The organism is Arthrobacter sp. P1_C12_2, assembly GCF_056406415.1.
Map to the genome: position 1 here is coordinate 84,838 of NZ_JBFUAF010000002.1, position 19,231 is coordinate 104,068.

Sequence of the window (19,231 nt, forward strand, 5' to 3'; positions counted from 1 at the left end):
TTTCAGCCGTCAAAAGGGCGGTTACGGAGCAGCCGATGGTGCTATGGCCGGCGCCGTCAGGGCCTGCGCCTTGAGGGAACGGTGCAGCTGGCTGCGCTGTTCGATGATGATCCGGCGCAGGGCACGCGGCGCATCAGGGTGGGCGGCCAGCCAGTGGTCGGTGCGGACAATCACTGAGTGGGTTTCGGGCGTTCCACCGTGCCCGTCCAGGTCCTGTCCCGCGGGATACAGGCCGCGGACAATCCGGCTGGCGATCTCAATGCTCCGGTCCGCCCAGACCTGCTCGAGGGATTCGAAGTACGGGTCGATGAACCCGGCCAGCAGGGAGGCCGAGCTCGTGTTGAACCCGGCAATCGTGGCGCTGAGGAGCTGGTTGGACAGGCCCGTGCCGTGGACGGCTGCCTCCCAGGCGGCCGCCTTGACGGACGCCTCGGGGCGGGCGGCAAGGGCGGTGGCGTGCCCGGACTTGCCTGCCGCCGTGTTGTCCCGGGCGAGCTCCTGGTCGAGTTGCTCCTCTGAGGCCTGGCCGTTGGCCGCCAGGGCATGCCAGAGATTCCAGCGCAGTTCGGCGTCGACCGCGAGGCCGTCGATCACGGTGCTGCCGTCCAGGATGCCCCGGAGCAAGTCCAGCCGGCCGGCGTCGTAGCGGCTGGTCGCGGCGAGGGTCCGGGCCCAGGCCAGTTGCTGGTCGGAACCCGGCGCCGCCGCCTGCAGCTGTTCGGCGGCCGTGGTGAGGAAGCCGTGGCGCACGGCGCCTCGCTGGCCGCGGGGGACGTAGCGGTCGACCGCCGTCGAGGCGTTGCCCAGCACGTTGAGGAGGACGCCGATTCCGGGCTCGGCGGGCCCGAAGCGCTGGGCGGCGTCGACGTAGCGGGCGGCCGGTGTGACGGCATCGCGGGCTGAGTCCCACAGCGCCGTCCAGCACAGTGCCCGCGCCATGGGGTCCTTCAGCTTGTCCAGGGAGCCGCGGACGGTGGACTCGGAGTGCGGGTCAAGCCGGACCTTGGCGTAACTGAGGTCCTCGTCATTGACCAGCAGGAGCGCGGGCCGCGGCTTGCCGGCCAGTGCGGCCACGTCGGTCCGGGCGCCGCTGACGTCGGTCTCGACGCTGTCCGTGCGGACCAGGGCGCCGGCGTCGTCGAAGTCGTAGAGGCCGATCCGCAACCGGTGCGGGCGGGGCTCCTGCCGGCCGGTGGCGGGATCCACGGCGTCCTGCAGGACGGCGACGGAGCTGAGCGCGTCCCCGTGTACGGTGATCTCGCTGGAGAGGGTGGAGATGCCGGAGGTCTGGAGCCATTGGCGGGCCCATTCGCCGAGGTCGCGGCCGGACGCCGCGCTCAGTGCCGCCAGCAGCTCAGCGAGGGTGGTGTTGCCGTAGGCGTGGTCCCGGAAGTACTGCCGGGACCCGGCGATGAAGGCCTCGAACCCGACGTAGGCCACGAGCTGCTTGAGCACCGAGGCGCCCTTGGCATAGGTGATGCCGTCGAAGTTCTGCTTTGCGGCCTCAAGGTCCGGGATGTCGGCAACGATGGGGTGCGTGGTGGGCAGCTGGTCCTGGACGTAGGCCCACGCCTTGCGGTTGTTGGCAAAGTTGACCCAGGCCGTGTCCCAGTCCGTGGTCCGGTCCACGCCGAGGGTGCCCATGTAGTCGGCGAAGGATTCCTTGAGCCACAAGTCATCCCACCACTTCATGGTGACGAGGTCTCCAAACCACATATGCGCCATCTCGTGCAGGAGCGTGTTGGCGCGGGCCTGGTACTGCGAGTCGGCGGCCCGGGAGGTGAAGACGTAGCTTTCGGTGAAGGTCACCAGGCCCGGGTTTTCCATGGCGCCGAGGTTGTATTCGGGCACGAACGCCTGCTCGTATTTGCCCCACGGGTAGGGGAAGTCAAAGAGCTCGTTGAAGAAGGACAGCCCGTTCCTGGTGAGGCGGAACAGGGCGTCGGTGTCGAAGGACGCGGCCATGGAGGCGCGGCAGTAGAGCGCCAGCGGCACGTCCAGGACCGTCCCGTCGTCCAGCGTGCCGCGCCAGGCGTCCTCGGCCTTGAAGTACGGTCCGGCAAGGACGGTGGTGATGTAGGTGGACATCGCCTTCGTGGGGGCGAAGTCCCAGCGGCTCGTGGCGGGATCACTGGTCAGTTGGGTGCGCAGCACCTCGGCGCCGTTGGAGGACACCTGCCAGTCGGAGGGGGCCATGACGTGGAAGGTGAACTCGGCCTTCAGGTCAGGCTGTTCGAAGTTCGCGAACACCCTGCGGGCGTCGGCGGGTTCGTACTGCGTGTAGAGGTAGCACTGACCGTCGGCGGGGTCGACGAAGCGGTGCATGCCTTCACCGGAGGTGCTGTACAGGGCTGTCCCCGTGATGGTGACCTGGTTCTCCGGCTGCAGGTTCTCGAGCCGGATCCGGGAGCCGTCCACGACGTCGGCGACGGCGAGTCCCTTGCCGTTGAGGAAGACGCTGTGCACGCTGCCGGCGATGAAATCCACGAAGGTCGTCGCCCCGGGTTCATTGGCCGAGAAGGAGATGATGCTGCGGCTCGTGTAGCCGGCGACGTTCGGGTCGGCTGCCTGCCGGACATCGAGGGAGACATCGTAGCTGTGAGTGGTGATGAGGGCGGCGCGGGCCGCGGCCTCGTCGCGGCTCAGATTCTGGTTTGACACCCAGCTATCTAATCACGGGAGCGTGTGTGCCCGATCACGCCGGGGGGAACATCAGGAATGCGGCCGCCAGGCCCAGCAGTGCGATCAGCAGCCAGGAGGCCAGCGCGGCCAGCAGCGCGCGGGCTCCGCCGTCCGGGTGCAGCAGCTGCCCCACCCGGACGGCGGAGCCCAGCCCGAACAACGCCATGCCGAGCAGCAGGTCCTGGAGGGCGGCGGCCGCCTCCAGGACTGCGGGGGAGAGCCACCCGGTGGTGCGCAGGGCCGCCAGGGCCACGAATCCGATGACGAACAGCGGGATCACCGGCGGCCGCTTGGCGCCGTCGGCCGCGGTGCCGAGCCGGTGGTGGAACCCCGCGGCGGCGACCATCGGCGCCAGCAGGATCACCCGGGTGAGTTTGACGACGACGGCGACGGCCAGGGCCGCGGGTCCCGCGGTCTGGGCGGTGGCGACCACCTGCCCGACGTCATGCACCGAGGCGCCGGTCCACGCCCCGAAGACCTCCGGCCCGAGGCCCAGCGGCCGCGCGAGCAACGGCAGCACACCGATCGCCAGCGTTCCGCACAGGGTCACGAGCGCCACGGGCAGCACGGTTTCCTCCTGCCGGATTCTGCGCACGGCGGCCATCGCCCCGATCGCGGACGCCCCGCAGATGGCGAATCCCGTGGCCACCAGCAGCGATACACGGGGAGGCAGCCGGAAAAGCCTGCTGATCCCATAGGTGCCGGCGAAGGCGGCCAGCACCACGGCCGTCACCAGCAGCAGCGCAGCCCAGCCCAGGCCCAGCACATCGCCGAGGCTGACTTTCAGGCCCAGCAGCACGATCCCGGCCCGCATGAGGTGCTTGCCGGCGAAGTCCAGCCCGGGACGCGCCGGCCCGGCGGTCCAGCCCGCCACTCCCGGCAGGTTTGCCGCCAGGAGCCCAAGGAGCACGGCCAAGGTCATCGCCGGCAGCGCCGGGAGCAGCAGATGGACGGCGACGGCGACGGCAACGGCCACCGCGGCGCCGGTGAGGCCTGGCGCGGCCGCGGCCGCGGAACTTTTGGGGGGCACGCCACTACATTGCCGTACCGGACCGGAAAAACCGTAACCGCGGCCATCCCGGCAGGCTGCCCCGCACCACCGGCGCTGCGCCGCGAGCCGTCCAAATGATGCCGCGGGCCGTCGAAATGATTTCGTAACGAAAAAGTGGTTGGCTAGTGACCATGTCTGACCTATTCCAGGATTACTCCGAGGCGGCCGGCCGAACCGGCGCCTACGACGAGATGTTTGCCCCCGGCCAGCAGGCCCGGAAGTCCTACGGGCAAGTGGCCGTGGCCCTGCGCGAACTTTCGCTGGCTGACGTCAGCGCCCGCGCCGATTCCATGGCGCGGACCTTCCTGGACCGCGGCGTGACCTTCGACTTCGCGGGTGAGGAACGGCCCTTCCCCCTGGACATCGTGCCCCGGGTGATCCCCGCCGATGAATGGAGCGTCCTGGAACGCGGTGTGGCCCAGCGCGTGCGCGCCCTGGAGGCCTTCCTCAACGACGTCTACGACAAAATGACGGTAGTGGCCGACGGGGTCATCCCGCGCCAGCTCGTCACCACGAGCGCGCACTTCCACCGCCAGGTGCACGGTTTCGAGCCGGCCGGCGGCGTTCGGGTCCACATTTCCGGAATCGACGTCGTCCGCGACGCCGAGGGCACGTTCCGCGTCCTGGAGGACAACGTGCGTGTGCCGTCCGGGGTCAGCTACGTCCTCGAGAACCGCCGGGCCATGGCCAAGGGCCTGCCCGAGGCTTTCGGCCAGCAGCTCATCCGCCCGGTCGAGGAGTACCCGCGCCGGCTCCTGTCCGCCCTGCGGAAGACGGCGCCCTCCGGCGTCGACGATCCCACCGTGGTGGTCCTGACCCCCGGCGTGTTCAACAGCGCCTACTTCGAGCACACCCTGCTCGCCGGCCTCATGGGTGTCGAACTCGTCGAGGGCCGCGACCTCATCTGCCGCGGCAACCGGGTTTACATGCGCACCACGGCGGGCGAGCAGCGTGTGGACGTCATCTACAAACGGATCGACGACGAATTCCTGGATCCGCTGCAGTTCCGTGCCGACTCCATGCTCGGCTGCCCGGGCCTGGTCAACGCTGCCCGCGCCGGCGGTGTCACGATCGCCAACGCCGTGGGCAACGGCGTCGCGGACGACAAGCTGGTCTACAGCTACGTGCCCGACCTCATCCGCTACTACCTGAACGAAGAGCCTCTGATCGCCAACGTGGACACGTTCCGGCTGGAAGAAAAGGAGGCCCGGGAGCACGTCCTGGACCGCCTGGACGAGCTGGTGGTCAAGCCGGTGGACGGCTCGGGCGGCAAGGGCCTCGTGATCGGCCCGGACGCGTCCAGGGACGAACTCGATGCCCTGCGCAAGCGGATCATCGCCGACCCCCGCGGGTGGATCGCCCAGCCGGTGCTGCAGCTGTCCACGGTGCCCACGCTCAGCGGCGACAAGTTCGGCCCCCGGCACGTGGACCTGCGCCCTTTCGCCGTCAACGACGGCGAGGACGTCTGGGTTCTCCCCGGCGGACTGACCCGTGTGGCGCTCAAGGAGGGCTCTCTGATCGTCAATTCCAGCCAGGGTGGCGGCTCCAAGGACACCTGGGTCCTGGCCGATTCCCCGCAGGTCCCCGTCGAAGTGATCCCGCGGCCCACCATCGCAGTCCGCGAGCGGGTTTCGGTCTGGCCCGTGGAGAGCAACTGGCGCGACAGCCAGAAAGAGCAGCAACAGCAACAGCAGCAGATTTCTGACGCGCAGGAGGTAACCGCGAATGCTTAGCCGAATTGCCGAGTCACTGTTTTGGATCGGCCGCTACGTGGAACGGGCCGACGGCACCGCCCGGATCCTCGACGTCCACCTCGAACGGCTTAACCATCTGCCTATGGAGGAGCAGCGCAGCGTTGCGCAGGAACTCCTCGCCGTCATGGGGGCCCGTGCGCAAAGCGATGACTTCGGCCTGCCCGAACTGCTCAATGCCCTCGCCTACGACAAGCAGAGTGCCACCTCCATTGCCGGTTCCCTCGGCGCTGCCCGGGAAAACGCCCGCCGCGCCCGCGAGACCGTCTCCTCCGGGCTTTGGGAAAGCCTCAACACGACCTACTACGGGCTGAACCAGCACCGCAAGGACGTGGTGGGCACCTACCGGTTCTGCAACTGGGTCCTGGAGCGCACGGCCATGGTCAGCGGCCTCGCCGACACCACCGTCAGCCACGACGAGAGCTGGCAGTTCCTGGTCCTGGGCCGGTCGCTGGAGCGTGCCGACATGACCGCACGCATGCTCTCCACCCGCGATGTGCTCTCGGCCGGCATGTCCTGGGTGAACATGCTCCGCTGCGCCGGCGCCTACGAATCGTTCCTGCGGACCCGCCGTGCGGCGTTCGGGGACCAGCACGCGGCCGAATTCCTGCTCCTGGACCGGCTGTTCCCGCGTTCAATCGTCTACGCCCTGCGCGACGCCGACGAGTGCCTGGCGAAGCTCGATCCCTCGGCCCAGCGCGTCGGGTTCATCAACGACGCCCGCCGGATTGTCGGCCAGGCCCGCACCTTCCTGGAGTTCCACCGCACCGATGACCTCATGTCGGAGCTGCCGGAGCACATGGAGCGTGTGCAAAAGGCGGTTTCGCAGGCCTCCGATGCCATTTCCCGTAAGTACTTCAATCAGGCAGACGAGCTGGCCTGGGTGGGAGAAGTTTCATGACCCGGCTGAAAATCGTCCACAAGACGGCGTACAAGTACAACAAACGCGTCACCCTGTCCTACAACGAGGCCCGGATGACCCCGCTGACGGACACGCAGCAGGTGGTACTGGAGTCCTCCATGAAGGTTTCGCCCTCGCAGGCGGCCCTGAGCAGCTACCGCGACTACTGGGGCACGCGGGTGACCGCTTTCGACATGCAGATGCCGCACGAGCACCTCGAAGTCCTGTCCACCACCACCGTCGAGGTGCACCGGGTCGAGAAGTACGCAGCCGTGGCCGACATCGTCGGGTGGGACGTCCTGGCCGCCCCCGAGACTCTGAACCAGTTCAGTGACTGGATCCCGCAGTCCCAGCTGACGGGTCCCGGCTCCGAAGTGCTCGCCATCATTCCCGGGGTTGTGGAGGGAAAATCGCCGCACGAGGCCGCCATGGCGGTCTTTGCCTGGATGCGGGGTGAAATGACCTACATGAAGGGCTCCACCGGCGTCACCACCAACGCCGAACAGGCCTGGAACCAGCGGCAGGGCGTCTGCCAGGACCTGGCGCACCTTGCCATCGGTTCACTGCGCAGCTGCGGTATCCCTGCCCGCTACGTGTCCGGCTACCTGCACCCCCGTTCGACGGCGGAGCTCGGCGAGACAGTTGCCGGCCAATCCCACGCCTGGCTCGAATGGTGGGACGGCGAATGGCGGAGCTGGGACCCGACCAACCACAAACCGGCGGGGGACTTCCACGTCACTGTGGCCCGGGGCCGCGACTACCGCGACGTGCCGCCGCTCAAGGGCATCCTGTCCGGCGGCGGCGGATCGGCCCTCACCGTCAGCGTGGAGATCACCCGCGTCGCCTAGACACCGCCCCGCCCAACGTTGCGCTATCAGATAGAGCTGCTCTGAAGCCCTCAGAGCCGCCCTATCTGATAGCGCAACAGGTGTTTTGGGGAAGCTATTCGAGGCCGGACCGGGTGGAGTCGTCCAACGGCGTCCACCACGTCTGCGGCGGCACCACTTTGAAGCGCCGGCCGGTGACGGTGTCCGGGGTGATCCGGACGAAGTGTTCCTTCTTGCCGCCCTGCCACGGGAAAAGCAGCAGGCCCACCGTGTCAATGAGTTCCTGGGGGTTCTGCACCGGGGCGGCCTGGCCCTTGATGACGACGCTCCAGGCGACTCCGGTGTCCGCGTTCACGCCGTCCGTTTCCAACGCCACCGGCGCGTCGCTGGTGGCCGCCTGCAGCTTGGTGCCCTCCGCGGTGCGGAACACCAGAGTGCCGTGGTCCACTTTGTAGTTGATGGGGAAGATGTCCGGGTGGTCGTCCACCCAGACCGCCAGCCTGCCCACGGAGACACTGCGCATTAGCCGCCAGCATTCGTGATGATCGAGGTTTTCCACGGTGTGGGTCTGGTCTTTTGGCTCGTGACTGCCCGGGCTCGAATCAGTGCTCATGCCGGCGAGCGTACGCGGCCGGGCCGACTGCGGCTAGGGCAAATGGGCCCGGACGCCGGGTAAAACTCTGGATTCTGAGGCTTTCCTGAGTTGTTCGCGGTATTCTGGCATCAGGCCGTCAGCGTCTACATGGGCCGGAGCGAGTGGGGGCAATGACATGCATTCAACGGGTGAGGGCTCAGGCCATACCGTATCCGAGCCAAATCCCGTAGTTGAGGAGCTGCTGAAGGGCTTCGGCGCCCGGGCAGAAGAGCTGCTCCAATCCAAGGAACGCATGGCAGGCCTGCTCGAAGCAGTCGTCGACCTGGCCGAGGACCTGAGCCTGGATGCCGTTTTGGAACGCGTGGTCGAATCGGCTTGCCGGTTGTTGCATGCACGGTTCGGCGCCTTGGGCGTGATCGGTGATGACCACGCGCTGAGCCACTTCATCACTGTCGGCATCGATGGCGACCAGGCAGGGCAGATCGGGCCGCTGCCGACCGGCCACGGCGTCCTCGGCCTCCTGATTACAGATCCGCGGCCGCTCCGGCTGCATGAACTTAACAAGCACCCTGAGGCCTACGGGTTCCCCGCGCAGCACCCTCCCATGCAGTCCTTCCTGGGGGTCCCGGTCCGCGTCCGGGACGTGGTGTTCGGCAACCTCTACCTCACGGAAAAAGAGGGCGGAGACGACTTTTCCGCCGAAGATGAGGCCTTGGCCGTTGCATTGGCGGCAGCTGCCGGCGTCGCCATCGAAAATGCCCGGCTCTATGACGATGCCCGGCGCAGGGCCCGCTGGCTGGAGGCCTGTATGGACATCTCCGGGCTGATGCTGAGCACGGACCGTGACTACACTTCGGGCGGCCTGGATCCGATTGCCGGACGCGCGCTCCAGGAGTCCGCGTCCTCACTCGCCCTGCTCGTGGCCCCCGCGGCCAACGGCGTGGCCCACGTGGTGATCGGCGTTGCCGGTGAGCGGGGCGCGTTGTTTTCGGGGCGGTCACTGCATTTGGAGTCAGAACTCCTGGAAGGTGTCCTCGAAGGCGGCGAGCCGGTGCTGTTCGACGACGCATCCGAAGTGTTGGGGGAGGTCGACGGCGGAGTCACCGGCCCGCTGCTGGCAGTGGCGCTGAGCACGCAGGGCGCCCACCACGGCCTCCTGCTGCTGGCGCGGAACAAGGATTGGGTTCGCTATGCCCGGACCGACATCGAAATGGGGGCCGTCTTCGGCTCCCACGTGGCCTTGGCCTTGGAACTGGCCCGGGTGCACCGGCTGCGCGAGGAACTCCTGGTCTTCACCGATCGTGACAGGATCGCCCGGGACCTGCACGACCTCGTCATCCAGCGGCTGTTCGCCGCCGGGCTGAGCGTGCAGAGCCTGACCCGTTTCACCAAGGAGGAACTGGCGTTGGAGCGCATCCGCAATATCACCGGCGAACTCGACGAGGCGATCCGCAGCCTGCGCGACACCATCTACTCACTCAAGAGCAACGCAGGCGAGATCGAACTGCTGAGCGGCCGGATCCGTCGGGTCACGCGCAGTTCGTCCAAGTCCATGCCCTTCCCGCCGCGCCTGACCATTACGGGACCCGTGGATGCCGTGACACCGGACAAGGCCGACAACGTCGTGGCTGTGGTTTCCGAAGGGCTCAGCAACGCCATTCGGCACTCCGGGGCGGATACCATCTCGGTCTCGGTTGCGGTCGTCAGGGGCCGGGTAACGGTGGTGATCAGCGACAACGGGTCCGGGTTCGCCCAACCCGAAAAACGCAACGGGCTGAGCAACCTCGAAGACCGGGCGCGCATGCTCGACGGCAAATGCACCATCACGACCGCGCCCGACGCCGGGACCAGCCTGGAATGGTCGGTGCCCCTCTAACCGCGGCCCCCCTAGCGGCCGCGCACGGAGGATCGTTGGCGGCGGAGCCTATCGGACACCGCGGAGCCTATCGGACACGGCGAAGCCTACCGGACGCTGTGCGGCCGGATTACTTCGGCGGTTCTCCCATTGGTGGCCGCCGGAAATGCCGGGCTGGCGATGAAGACAGCAGCCTGCGTGCGGCGTTCGAACCCGAGCTTGGCCAGCAGCGACGATACGTAGTTCTTGACGGTCTTTTCCGCCAGGAACATTTCGGCGGCAATCTGCCGGTTGGTCAGTCCGCCGCCCACCAGCTCCAGGACCTTGCGCTCCTGGGGCGTGAGGGAGGAGGTGCGCGGGTCGACCTCTTCGGCCTCCACCAGACTGTCCACGACGCCGGCGGCCACGCCTTCCTTGAAGAGGGTCTCGCCCGCTGCTGCCCGCCGCAGGGCGCCGATCAGGTCCGTGCCGCCGATCTCCTTCAGCACGTATCCCCGTGCGCCGGCCAGGACCGCGCCGCGCAGGGCCTGCTCGTCGTCGAAGCTCGTCAGGATGATGCAGTTCAGGGACGGGTCCACCGACCGCACGTCCCGGCAGACCTCAATGCCGGTCCCGTCCGGCAGGCGGGCGTCCAGCACACAGACATCGGGGTGCAGTGCGGGAATCCGGCGGGTCGCCTCCACCGCGGATCCGGAACTGCCGACGACGGCGAACCCCTCGCCTTCGAGGAGTTCCTGCAGCCCGCGCCTGACAAGTTCGTGGTCATCAAGGATAAAAACACGGATCACCGCCTGCCCGCCATCAGGTGCAGTGAGACCTGCGTCTGCCCAGGCAATCATGGTTCTCCTGTCCGGCCGCTTGCGGGACCGCTCGATGGTGTCTTTAACTCGATGCTGTACTTCATGTGACTGACCCCAGCCTCTGCCATTCTTCTGCACCGGGCCGCCGCGGACAAGGGTCATACGGCCCAACACGTCGCGTCCGGCCATTTGCACGGCATGTTTTTGGCTAACCCGCGGGCTGGTGTGCCCGCATGTCCTTTGGCCCTAGGCGCCCGGACGGGCGGAGGAAATCATGGGAGCGTTGCCATCTGGCGCAGGAGGCTCGGCCGGTACGAGGGACAAGGTTCACCGATGAAAGAAGTCAGGGATGTCCGCAGGATCGTGGTTGGGGTTGACGGCTCTGAGGCTTCGGTGTGGGCGTTGCGGCATGCCCAAGTCCTCGGGGCGCCGCTGGCCGCCAAGGTCGTCGCCCTGGCCTGCTGGGACAAGCCGCAGGTGTATGACGGCTATGTGGCCGTCGGCATCGAGGACTTCGACGTCCGGGCCCGGGAAATCCTGATCGAAGCGGTGTTTAAGGCTTTCGGCCCCGACACTCCGGCCAACGTCGAGGCCAGCCTCCTCCAGGGACATCCCCGCCACGCGCTCATCGAGGAGAGCAAATCCGCGGACATGCTCGTGCTGGGCCGCCGCGGCCACGGCGGGATCGGCGGACTTCTTCTGGGATCGGTGAGTTCTGCCTGTGTGGCACACGCGCATTGCCCGGTGCTGGTGGTCCACTCGCCAGAACACGACTGACGCCGCAATCCCGCCCGGCGTGCCCTATTCGAACGTTGCCCGGCGCGGATCCGAGAGCCGGGTGGTCCACACGTCGGGAGCGGTGACCTTGAAGCGACGTCCGGTCAGGGCTTTGGGAGCCACACGGACGTAGTATGCCTTCACGCCGGGCTGCCACGGTTCCAGCAGCAGGGCGTCCACCGCGTCCTTCTCCTCCTGGCTCTCGATCACCTCGGCTTCGCCGCGCGCCATCACGCTCCAGGCCGTCTCCTCGTGGGCGTCGTAGCCGTCGATTTCGAACGCGACCGGCTTGCCCGTAATGGCGCCCCAGAGTTTAGTGCCGCCGGAGGTGCGGAAGACAATCGCGCGGCGCTCCAGCACGAAATTCACCGGAAAAATCTCCGGATGGCTGTCCACGATCAGCGCTACGCGCCCCACGACTTCGGTGTCGAGCAGCGTCCAGCACTGGTCGATGGTCAGGGAGTAGTCCGGCGGTGGCGTCGTTGTATCCATGAGGAGACACACTACCTATCGGCCCGGACCCCGGTCAGGGCCATAAGGCCTGCGGCATGCTCCTTAGCGGTGCGGCGTGTGGCCGGCCGGCTCCGGTCACCAGGGGCTGGGCTTGTAGTCCTTCAGGAAGACGCCATACTGGTCCTCGCCGGACTCGCCCATCACGATGGGGTCGTACACGCGGGCGGCGCCGTCGACGAGGTCCAGGGGCGCGTGGAAGCCCTCTTCCATGAGGCGGACTTTGGTGTAATGCGGCCGCTCGTCCGTGATCCAGCCGGTGTCCACGGCCGTCATCAGGATGCCGTCGGCGTCGAGCATTTCCTGGGCACTGGTACGCGTCATCATGTTAAGCGCCGCTTTGGCCATGTTCGTGTGCGGGTGTCCCGGACCCTTGTAGGCGCGGGAGAACTGGCCTTCCATGGCGCTGACATTGACGATGTACTTCCGCCGCGCGGTGGAGCGTTTCATGGCGCCGCGCAGCCGGCTGACCAGCAGGAACGGAGCCGTCACGTTGCACAACTGCACTTCGAGCATTTCCAGCGGGTCCACTTCGTCCAGCACCTGGGTCCAGCTGTTGATCGTGGCGAGGTCCGGGACCAGTCCGCCGGCGTCGATCGCGGTGCCGGAGGCAATGCGCTCCAGCGACGCGGAACCCGTGGACAGGGCCAGGGAAGTGATCGCGTCACCGGCCAGTACGGGATGGTCGAGCACGCTGCTGGCGAGGGCAAGCGGGTGCTTGTCGTGGGCGTGGCCGAACGTGACGAGTTCCGGGCCCCCGTTGGCAGCCTGCAGCGCGGCGGGCAGCGGCTCGTCCTCGGCGTCGACGAGGGGCTTGTAGGCGTTGCCGGAGCGCCGCACCGTCTGGGCCGCGTTGTTGATGATGATGTCCAGCGGCCCTGCAGCATCCAGGGAATCCGTCAGGGCCATCACCTGGGACGGGTCGCGGAGGTCGATGCCCACGATCCGGAGCCGGTGCAGCCAGTCGGCGCTGTCCTCCATCGCTGCGAAGCGGCGGGCGGCGTCCTTCGGGAACCGGGTGGTGATGGTGGTGTGGGCGCCGTCCCGGAGCAGACGCAGCGCGATGTACATGCCGATCTTCGCCCGGCCGCCGGTCAGCAGTGCCCTGCGGCCGGTCAGGTCGGTGCGGGCGTCGCGCTTGCTGTGGCTGAACAGGGCGCATTCGGGACACAGCTGGTGATAGAAGGCATCCACCTGGGTGTAATGCTGCTTGCAGATATAGCACGGCCGGGACCGGATCAGATGGCCGGCGATCTCCCCGGTCGCCGACGTGGCGAGCTTGTTGCCGCGCGTCTCGTCGTCGATCCTGTCGGGGGCCGCCGTCGCCGTCTGGGCGATCACGGCGCGGTCCGCCTCGGCGATCTCATCCCGCTTGCTGACCCGCCGGTGGCGCTTGACGGCCTTGAACATCTTTCCGGTGGCGCGGCGGACTGAGACGTAGTCCGGGTGTTCCTCGTCGTAGGCGTGGATCGTGTTCAGGACCTTCAGGCACGCCTGGATTTCCTCCGGGGTCAGCCCGGCGGGGCCCGCCTCGACACAGCCGGGCCCGGCGGGGGGAAATTCGGAGGACAGATCGGGGGAGCTCATTGCCCTAATTTTACAGGCTGCGGGGGCCCGGCCTGACCGCAGTGCCGGGCCCCCGCCTGCCTATGCCGTGGGGGATTGCTTGGCCGGTGCGTCCGCGCCGACGGCGGCGGCCTGGACGTCGGCCACCTTGTCCACGGACTCCCGCAGTTCGGGCCAGCTTTCGGTGGCGGTGCGGACGGCATCCGGCACCAGGCGCAGGTTGGCCGCGGAGAGCGCCCGTTCCGCATCACTGGGGTCCGGGACAAGCTGACCCTTGGACAGGACCGTGATTCCGGAGTCGGTGACCTTGAACCCGCGGGCGCGGTCCAGTTCGGCGTCGAGTCCGATCGCTGCCCCGGCCGGCACCTTGACGTTCTTGTCGATGATGGCGCGCTTGATCACGGCGCCTTCGCCAACATTGACCTTGTCCATCAGGACCGAGTCCAGGACCCGGCTCGAAGTGCCGACGTAGACGTCGTTGGAGAGCACGGAGCCTTCCACGATGCCGCCGGAGACGACGACGCCGCTGGCCACGATGGAATCCAGTGCCGTGCCCACCGTGTTGGACTTGCCGCGGACAAACTTGGCCGGCGGCGAAATGCTCTGGCGGGTGTAGATCGGCCACTCGGAGTTGTAGAGGTTGAAGACCGGGACGGGGGAGATCAGGTCCATGTGCGCGTCGTAGAACGAATCGATGGTGCCGACGTCGCGCCAGTAGGTGCGGTCCCGTTCGGTGGACCCRGGAATGTCGTTGAGAGTGAAGTCGTAGACGCCGGCCTCACCCTGGTTCACGAAGTAGGGAATGATGTCCCCGCCCATGTCGTGCTTGGTATCGAGGCGCTCGGCGTCGACGTGGAGGGCTTCGACCAGGGCGTCGGCGTCAAACACGTAGTTGCCCATGGAGGCCAGGAACTGGCTGGGGTCGGCCGCGAGGCCCGGCGTCGAGGACGGCTTCTCGACGAACGCGGCAATCTTCTCCGGGTTGTCCGCATCCGTTTCGATCACGCCGAACTGGTCCGCCATGTGCAGCGGCTGGCGGACGGCGGCGACCGTGGCCTTGGCCCCGCTCGCGACGTGCTGCTCCACCATCTGGGAGAAGTCCATCCGGTAGACGTGGTCTGCGCCGACCACCACCACGATGTCGGGATTGGCGTCATGAATGAGATTTAGGGACTGATAGATGGCGTTGGCGCTCCCCAGGAACCAGCTCTTGCCAACGCGCTGCTGAGCCGGAACCGAGGCCACGTAGTTGCCCAGCTGAGTGGACATGCGCCACGTTTCGGAAATATGCCGGTCAAGGCTGTGGGACTTGTATTGCGTCAACACCACAATTTGCAGATAGCGGGAATTCACAAGATTTGAAAGGGCAAAGTCAATTAGCCGGTAGCTTCCTGCAAACGGGACACCAGGCTTGGCCCGGTCCGCCGTCAACGGCATGAGCCGGTTTCCCTCGCCACCTGCGAGGACAATTGCCAAAACTCTCTTTTGATGCGGCATGGTGATCGCTCCTGAACGCCTTCGTTACTCCCCAATACAGTCCGGCATGCCCGAACGTCTTCACACTAGATCAGTTCCACCGTAACGACTACCTTGGTGCATGTGCGAATAGATATTGTGACCAAAGAATTCCCGCCCGAAATCTACGGCGGCGCCGGGGTCCATGTGGCCGAGCTCAGCAGGGTGCTGGCCCAACGCGTGGACCTTCAGGTGCGTGCCTTCGGCGCGCCCCGCGAGCCCGGGTATCACGGAGCGACCGTCACGTCGTATTCCGTGCCCGAAGACCTGGGCTCAGCAAACGCCGCTATCCAGACCCTCGGGGTGGACCTGAGGATCGTTCCGGACATCGCCGGCGCGGACCTGGTCCACTCCCACACCTGGTATGCCAACATGGCCGGACACATCGCGTCGCTGCTCCACGGCATCCCGCACGTACTAAGCGCCCACAGCCTGGAGCCGCTGCGTCCGTGGAAGGCCGAGCAGCTCGGTGGCGGCTACGCGGTGTCCTCATGGGTGGAAAAGACCGCCTACGAGGCCGCCGCCGCCATCATCGCCGTCTCGGAAGGCATGCGCCAGGACATTCTGCGCAGCTACCCGGACGTTGACCCGGCCAAGGTCAAGGTGGTCCACAACGGCATTGACGTCAGCCAGTGGAACCGGGACGAGGCTGATGACATCATCCGTCCGCTCGGGATCGATCCGGAGCGCCCCAGCGTTGTTTTTGTGGGCCGGAACACCCGGCAGAAGGGCGTACCGTACCTGCTGCGGGCCGCCGCCAAGCTCCCGGCCGACGTACAGCTGGTGCTTTGCCTCGGTGCCGCGGACACTCCGGAACTGGCGGCCGAGACGGCACGCCTGATCGAGGAGCTCCAGAGCCAGCGCAGCGGCGTGATCCTGATCGAGCGGATGCTGCCCCGCAACGAGGTCATCCAGGTGCTCAGCCACGCCACCGCGTTCGCGTGCCCGTCCATCTACGAACCGCTGGGCATCGTCAACCTGGAGGCGATGGCGTGCGGCGCCGCCGTGGTGGCCAGCGCCACCGGCGGTATTCCGGAGGTCGTCGAGCACGGCAAGACCGGACTGCTTGTTCCGATCGAGCAGGTCACGGACGGCACTGGCATCCCGCTGGACCCGGAGAAGTTCGTCACCGACTTTGCCGAGGCCCTCATCGAAGTGGTGTCCGATCCCGCCCGGGCGCGCGCCATGGGCGAAGCCGGCCGGCGCAGGGCCGAGGAGCACTTCTCCTGGGAATCCATCACGGAGACCACGCTTGAGGTTTACCGTTCGGTGCTCAACAAGGACTCCTGACTCCGCGTCCGAACAGTAGTACGACGACACGCTAGTACGGCGACACAACAGCACGACGACGGCGCCGCCCCGGCTGAGGGGGCGGCGCCGTCGTCGTCGTGCGTCGGCAGGGTCAGGCGCCGCGCGCCTTTGTCCCGCTGGCCTTTGCGCCGTGAGCCTTTGACCCGTGGGCCGTGCGGGCAAGCAGGATCTTCTCATCCAGGGGTGCCTGGCCGCTGGCCCGCTGCTTGCGGAAGTAGGCCCGTGCCTCGTCCTGGCGGACCTTCTCCGCGCCGGTGGAGATCTCCGCGCGCAGGTGCTCCGGCCCGTAGCCGAAGGCATCCACCAGGTCCACGGCGTGCGGGCGGATCTTCACGAGCAGGCGGTTGATGTATTCACCCACGGTGCGTCCGCGCTGCATCGACAGCCTGCCGTTCATGAGGTACCAGGACAGGTTCTTCTCGATCAGGGACAGGCCGAACAGATCGCGCAGCCAGGTCAGGACCTTGTGCGTGCCGGGGTCCGTGATCTTGCCGAGGGCCTCGGTGAAGGCCTCCCATTGCAGCAGCTCCGCATGGGCCTGGGCGGCTTCAATGAGTTCGTGCTGGTGCGCGTTGAACAAGGCGGCGCCTTGCTGCTGCGGGAGCTTGTTCGCACCCTTGAGGGCCGTGGCCACCTCCGCGACCATGGTCTGGACGCGGTCCGTCAGCAGGGTCCGCTGGCTCCCTTCGTCCTTGATCGCCAGCGCCGCTTTCTGCACCGACCCGGAGTCCGCCACGAACTGGGCGACTCCGCGCAGTCCGGTGCGATGGATCGCGGCACCGGTGGCCTGGCCCACCACGTAGCGGGCCAGCACGCCGACGTTGACGTTGCGGAATTCCTTGGCGTAGTCGGCCAGCAGGCGCTTGGCGACCAGCTGCAGCAGGACCGTGTTGTCGCCTTCGAAAGTGGCGTAGACGTCGAGGTCGGCGCGTAGCGAGGCGAAGCGGTTCTCGATCAGGAAGCCGGCGCCGCCGCAGGCCTCGCGGCATTCCTGCAGGGTATCCAGTGCGTGCCAGGTGCTCAGCGGCTTGAGAGCCGCGGCCAGGGTCTCGAGGTCCTGGCGGTCCTGGTCCGTGTCGTGGCGGCCGGAGAAAACATCGTCGAATTTCTGCAGCAGCTGCTCGCTGGCGAAGCTCGCGGCGTAGGTGGTGGCCAGCCGGGTGAAGAGCCGGCGCTGGTGCCGCTGGTAGTCCAGCAGGACTTCCTCATCGGTCTGGGAGGAGGCATTGAACTGCCGGCGTTCGGTGGCGTACTGGATGGCGGTTTTCAGGGCCAGTTTCGACGCCGTCACGGCGGCGCCGTCGAGGGAGACCCGCCCCTGGACGAGTGTGCCGAGCATGGTGAAGAAGCGGCGGCCCGGACTGGCGATGGGGGACGTGTAGTTGCCTTCGGCGTCGACGTCGCCGTAGCGGTTCAGGAGGTTGGTGCGGGGGATCCGGACGTTCGTGAAGTGGAGCCGGCCGTTGTCGATGCCGTTCAGGCCACCCTTGACGCCGTCGTCCTCGCCGCCGATGCCCGGCAGGAATTCCTTGGTCTCGGGGTCCCGGAGGTCCACGTAGAACGCGTGCACGCCGTGGTTGACGCCCTTTGTCACCAGCTGGGCGAACACGACGGCCGCCAGACCATCAGTGGCGGCGTTGCCGATGTAGTCCTTCCACGCGGCACGGAACGGCGTGTGGACCACGAACTCCCCGGCGGCGGGGTCGTAGGTGGCGGTGGTGGCAATGCTGGCCACGTCCGAGCCGTGCCCGGTCTCGGTCATGGCGAAGCAGCCCGGGATGTCCAGGCTCATGATGCCCGGCAGCCACTTCTCGTGGTGTTCCGCCGTGCCGAGGTGGTTCACTGCGGAGCCGAACAGTCCCCACTGGACGCCGGCCTTGATCTGCAGCGACGGGTCGGCGATGACCAGTTCCTGGAATCCGGCCACGTTCCCGCCGTGATCATCGGAGCCGCCCACGGACGTTGGGAATGCGCGGTGGACGGCGCCGTTGTCCACCAGGATCTTGAGCTGTCCGAACGCGCGTTGGCGGTGCTCGGTGTGGGTCTGGCCCTCGATCTTGTGCAGTTCCGGGCGGCCGGCGAGGCCCCTGGACTGCAGCCGGATATCGGCCCACTTGCCGAGCAGCTGTTCGCCAAGAGCCGCGACGTCGACGGCGGGGGCCTCAGCGGAGCCGGGCAGGGCGCCGGAACGCCCGGCTGTTTTGGTCGCTGCCGGTGTCGCTACCGGGGTCATGGTGCGGCGGGGAGCGTTGCCGGTGGTGCGGTCGGCTAGTTCAGTCATGTCGTTTCCTTCTGTGGTTCTGACAATCTTTAGTGCTGACAATTCAGTTCGCAGGCGTGGCCGGAGTGCCGCGTTACGGTGTGCCCGGGCCTGGCAGGTCCGCCGGTGGCGGGGCTGCAGGTGATTGCAGCTCGGGGGCGATCCCAAAGCAGAGCCAGTCCGTGATCTGCCGCGCCATGGCCTCTTGGTCCGGTTTGGCGGGTCCGGGCGGGCTGGCGAGCCACTGTTCTCCGGCATTGCGCACCAGGCCGATCGCGGCATTGGGCCAGTAGCCGATCACGGCTTCCTTGTCCTGGCCGCCGCCCAGATGGCTGCGCATCGGCCGGGCAATCATGTCGCTGATCGCGGCGAAGAAGTGGCTCAGGGCTCCGGCTGTGGACATGGACGGGCCGGCCGTTTCCGCCTCGCCGGGGGCGTGGCGGGTGACGAAGGTGTAGACATTCGGGCTGGTCTCGGCCATCTGCAGGTACGCGGACACCATGGCGAACAGGCCCTCGCGGGGCGTCTGGGCGCTCTGGGCCGCCTCCTGGATGCGCCGTTGCATCTGGCTCAGGACCACCTCGCCCACGGCCTGCTGGAGTCCGGCCTTGTCGCCGAAATAGCGGTAGAACACGGACTTCGACGTTCCCGCGGCTGCGGCAATGTCCTCCATGGACGCGTCACTGCCAAGGGCGTGCACCGCCCGCCGGGCCGACTTGATCAGCTCCCGCCGCCGTTCCTCGCGGTGGGACTGCCAGCGGGAAGCGCGGCCGTCGATAGCGGCCTGCCCGGCGGGCGGGGTAGCTATGGGGTTGTTCACGATACCCAGC

General features: G+C 67.3%; 15 protein-coding genes. 6 read left to right on the forward strand and 9 right to left on the reverse strand.

The window, feature by feature from the left end; genetic code table 11:
• Nucleotides 1-21: 21 nt before the first annotated feature.
• Both pepN and AC1DZQ_RS03035 read right to left on the reverse strand, forming a co-directional pair.
• Complete coding sequence (gene pepN / locus AC1DZQ_RS03030; RefSeq protein WP_476962099.1) at nucleotides 22-2,661, reverse strand: aminopeptidase N; 2,640 nt, start codon at nucleotides 2,659-2,661, stop codon at nucleotides 22-24.
• A 34-nt stretch (nucleotides 2,662-2,695) separates the two neighbouring features.
• Nucleotides 2,696-3,712: a YeiH family protein gene (locus AC1DZQ_RS03035; RefSeq protein ID WP_476962100.1), complete on the reverse strand. Its 1,017-nt coding sequence runs from the start codon at nucleotides 3,710-3,712 to the stop codon at nucleotides 2,696-2,698.
• Between the two features lie 152 nt (nucleotides 3,713-3,864).
• Here AC1DZQ_RS03035 and AC1DZQ_RS03040 point away from each other — a divergent pair, with 152 nt between their 5' ends.
• From AC1DZQ_RS03040 to AC1DZQ_RS03050, 3 genes are read left to right on the forward strand one after another with little or no spacing between them, the layout of a single operon-like run.
• Nucleotides 3,865-5,466: a circularly permuted type 2 ATP-grasp protein gene (locus tag AC1DZQ_RS03040; protein WP_476962101.1), complete on the forward strand. Its 1,602-nt coding sequence runs from the start codon at nucleotides 3,865-3,867 to the stop codon at nucleotides 5,464-5,466.
• Nucleotides 5,459-6,385, forward strand: coding sequence for an alpha-E domain-containing protein (locus AC1DZQ_RS03045; RefSeq protein ID WP_026266338.1), 927 nt, complete (start codon nucleotides 5,459-5,461; stop codon nucleotides 6,383-6,385). The genes AC1DZQ_RS03040 and AC1DZQ_RS03045 overlap by 8 nt, the downstream gene beginning before the upstream one ends.
• On the forward strand, nucleotides 6,382-7,233 hold the full coding sequence (locus AC1DZQ_RS03050) for a transglutaminase family protein (protein WP_476962102.1): 852 nt from the start codon (nucleotides 6,382-6,384) through the stop codon (nucleotides 7,231-7,233). Before AC1DZQ_RS03045 ends, AC1DZQ_RS03050 begins: the two co-directional genes overlap by 4 nt.
• Nucleotides 7,234-7,327: 94 nt before the next feature.
• Here AC1DZQ_RS03050 and AC1DZQ_RS03055 read toward each other — a convergent pair whose 3' ends face one another.
• Nucleotides 7,328-7,825, reverse strand: coding sequence for a pyridoxamine 5'-phosphate oxidase family protein (locus AC1DZQ_RS03055; RefSeq protein WP_476962103.1), 498 nt, complete (start codon nucleotides 7,823-7,825; stop codon nucleotides 7,328-7,330).
• 157 nt (nucleotides 7,826-7,982) lie between these two features.
• On the opposite strand from AC1DZQ_RS03055, the gene AC1DZQ_RS03060 reads away from it, so the two are divergent.
• Nucleotides 7,983-9,683: a GAF domain-containing sensor histidine kinase gene (locus AC1DZQ_RS03060; protein WP_476962104.1), complete on the forward strand. Its 1,701-nt coding sequence runs from the start codon at nucleotides 7,983-7,985 to the stop codon at nucleotides 9,681-9,683.
• Between the two features lie 86 nt (nucleotides 9,684-9,769).
• Here the strand turns inward: AC1DZQ_RS03060 and AC1DZQ_RS03065 are convergent, their stop codons facing one another.
• Entirely contained in the window at nucleotides 9,770-10,501 is a 732-nt protein-coding gene (locus tag AC1DZQ_RS03065) for a response regulator (protein WP_476962105.1), read from the reverse strand.
• Nucleotides 10,502-10,795: 294 nt separating this feature from the next.
• Between AC1DZQ_RS03065 and AC1DZQ_RS03070 the strand changes: the two genes are divergently transcribed.
• The gene (locus AC1DZQ_RS03070) at nucleotides 10,796-11,239 is read left to right on the forward strand and encodes a universal stress protein (protein ID WP_476962106.1); all 444 of its coding nucleotides are present in this window, start codon (nucleotides 10,796-10,798) and stop codon (nucleotides 11,237-11,239) included.
• Between the two features lie 24 nt (nucleotides 11,240-11,263).
• On the opposite strand, the gene AC1DZQ_RS03075 is transcribed toward AC1DZQ_RS03070, so the two are convergent.
• The 3 genes from AC1DZQ_RS03075 to glgC all read right to left on the reverse strand — a co-directional run bounded on the left by AC1DZQ_RS03075 (nucleotide 11,264) and on the right by glgC (nucleotide 14,812).
• On the reverse strand, nucleotides 11,264-11,731 hold the full coding sequence (locus AC1DZQ_RS03075; RefSeq protein WP_476962107.1) for a pyridoxamine 5'-phosphate oxidase family protein: 468 nt from the start codon (nucleotides 11,729-11,731) through the stop codon (nucleotides 11,264-11,266).
• Between the two features lie 96 nt (nucleotides 11,732-11,827).
• On the reverse strand, nucleotides 11,828-13,336 hold the full coding sequence (locus AC1DZQ_RS03080) for an SDR family NAD(P)-dependent oxidoreductase (protein ID WP_476962108.1): 1,509 nt from the start codon (nucleotides 13,334-13,336) through the stop codon (nucleotides 11,828-11,830).
• A gap of 60 nt (nucleotides 13,337-13,396) precedes the next feature.
• Nucleotides 13,397-14,812 carry a glucose-1-phosphate adenylyltransferase gene (gene glgC, locus AC1DZQ_RS03085; protein ID WP_476962109.1) on the reverse strand — a complete coding sequence of 472 codons (1,416 nt, stop codon included), beginning with the start codon at nucleotides 14,810-14,812 and terminating at the stop codon, nucleotides 13,397-13,399.
• Between the two features lie 102 nt (nucleotides 14,813-14,914).
• On the opposite strand from glgC, the gene glgA reads away from it, so the two are divergent.
• The gene (glgA, locus tag AC1DZQ_RS03090) at nucleotides 14,915-16,120 is read left to right on the forward strand and encodes a glycogen synthase (RefSeq protein WP_043423194.1); all 1,206 of its coding nucleotides are present in this window, start codon (nucleotides 14,915-14,917) and stop codon (nucleotides 16,118-16,120) included.
• Nucleotides 16,121-16,232: 112 nt separating this feature from the next.
• Here the strand turns inward: glgA and AC1DZQ_RS03095 are convergent, their stop codons facing one another.
• Together AC1DZQ_RS03095 and AC1DZQ_RS03100 are read right to left on the reverse strand one after the other, a co-directional pair.
• Entirely contained in the window at nucleotides 16,233-18,422 is a 2,190-nt protein-coding gene (locus AC1DZQ_RS03095; RefSeq protein WP_476962110.1) for an acyl-CoA dehydrogenase family protein, read from the reverse strand.
• A 73-nt stretch (nucleotides 18,423-18,495) separates the two neighbouring features.
• Nucleotides 18,496-19,221, reverse strand: coding sequence for a TetR family transcriptional regulator (locus AC1DZQ_RS03100; protein WP_476962111.1), 726 nt, complete (start codon nucleotides 19,219-19,221; stop codon nucleotides 18,496-18,498).
• Nucleotides 19,222-19,231: the final 10 nt, after the last annotated feature.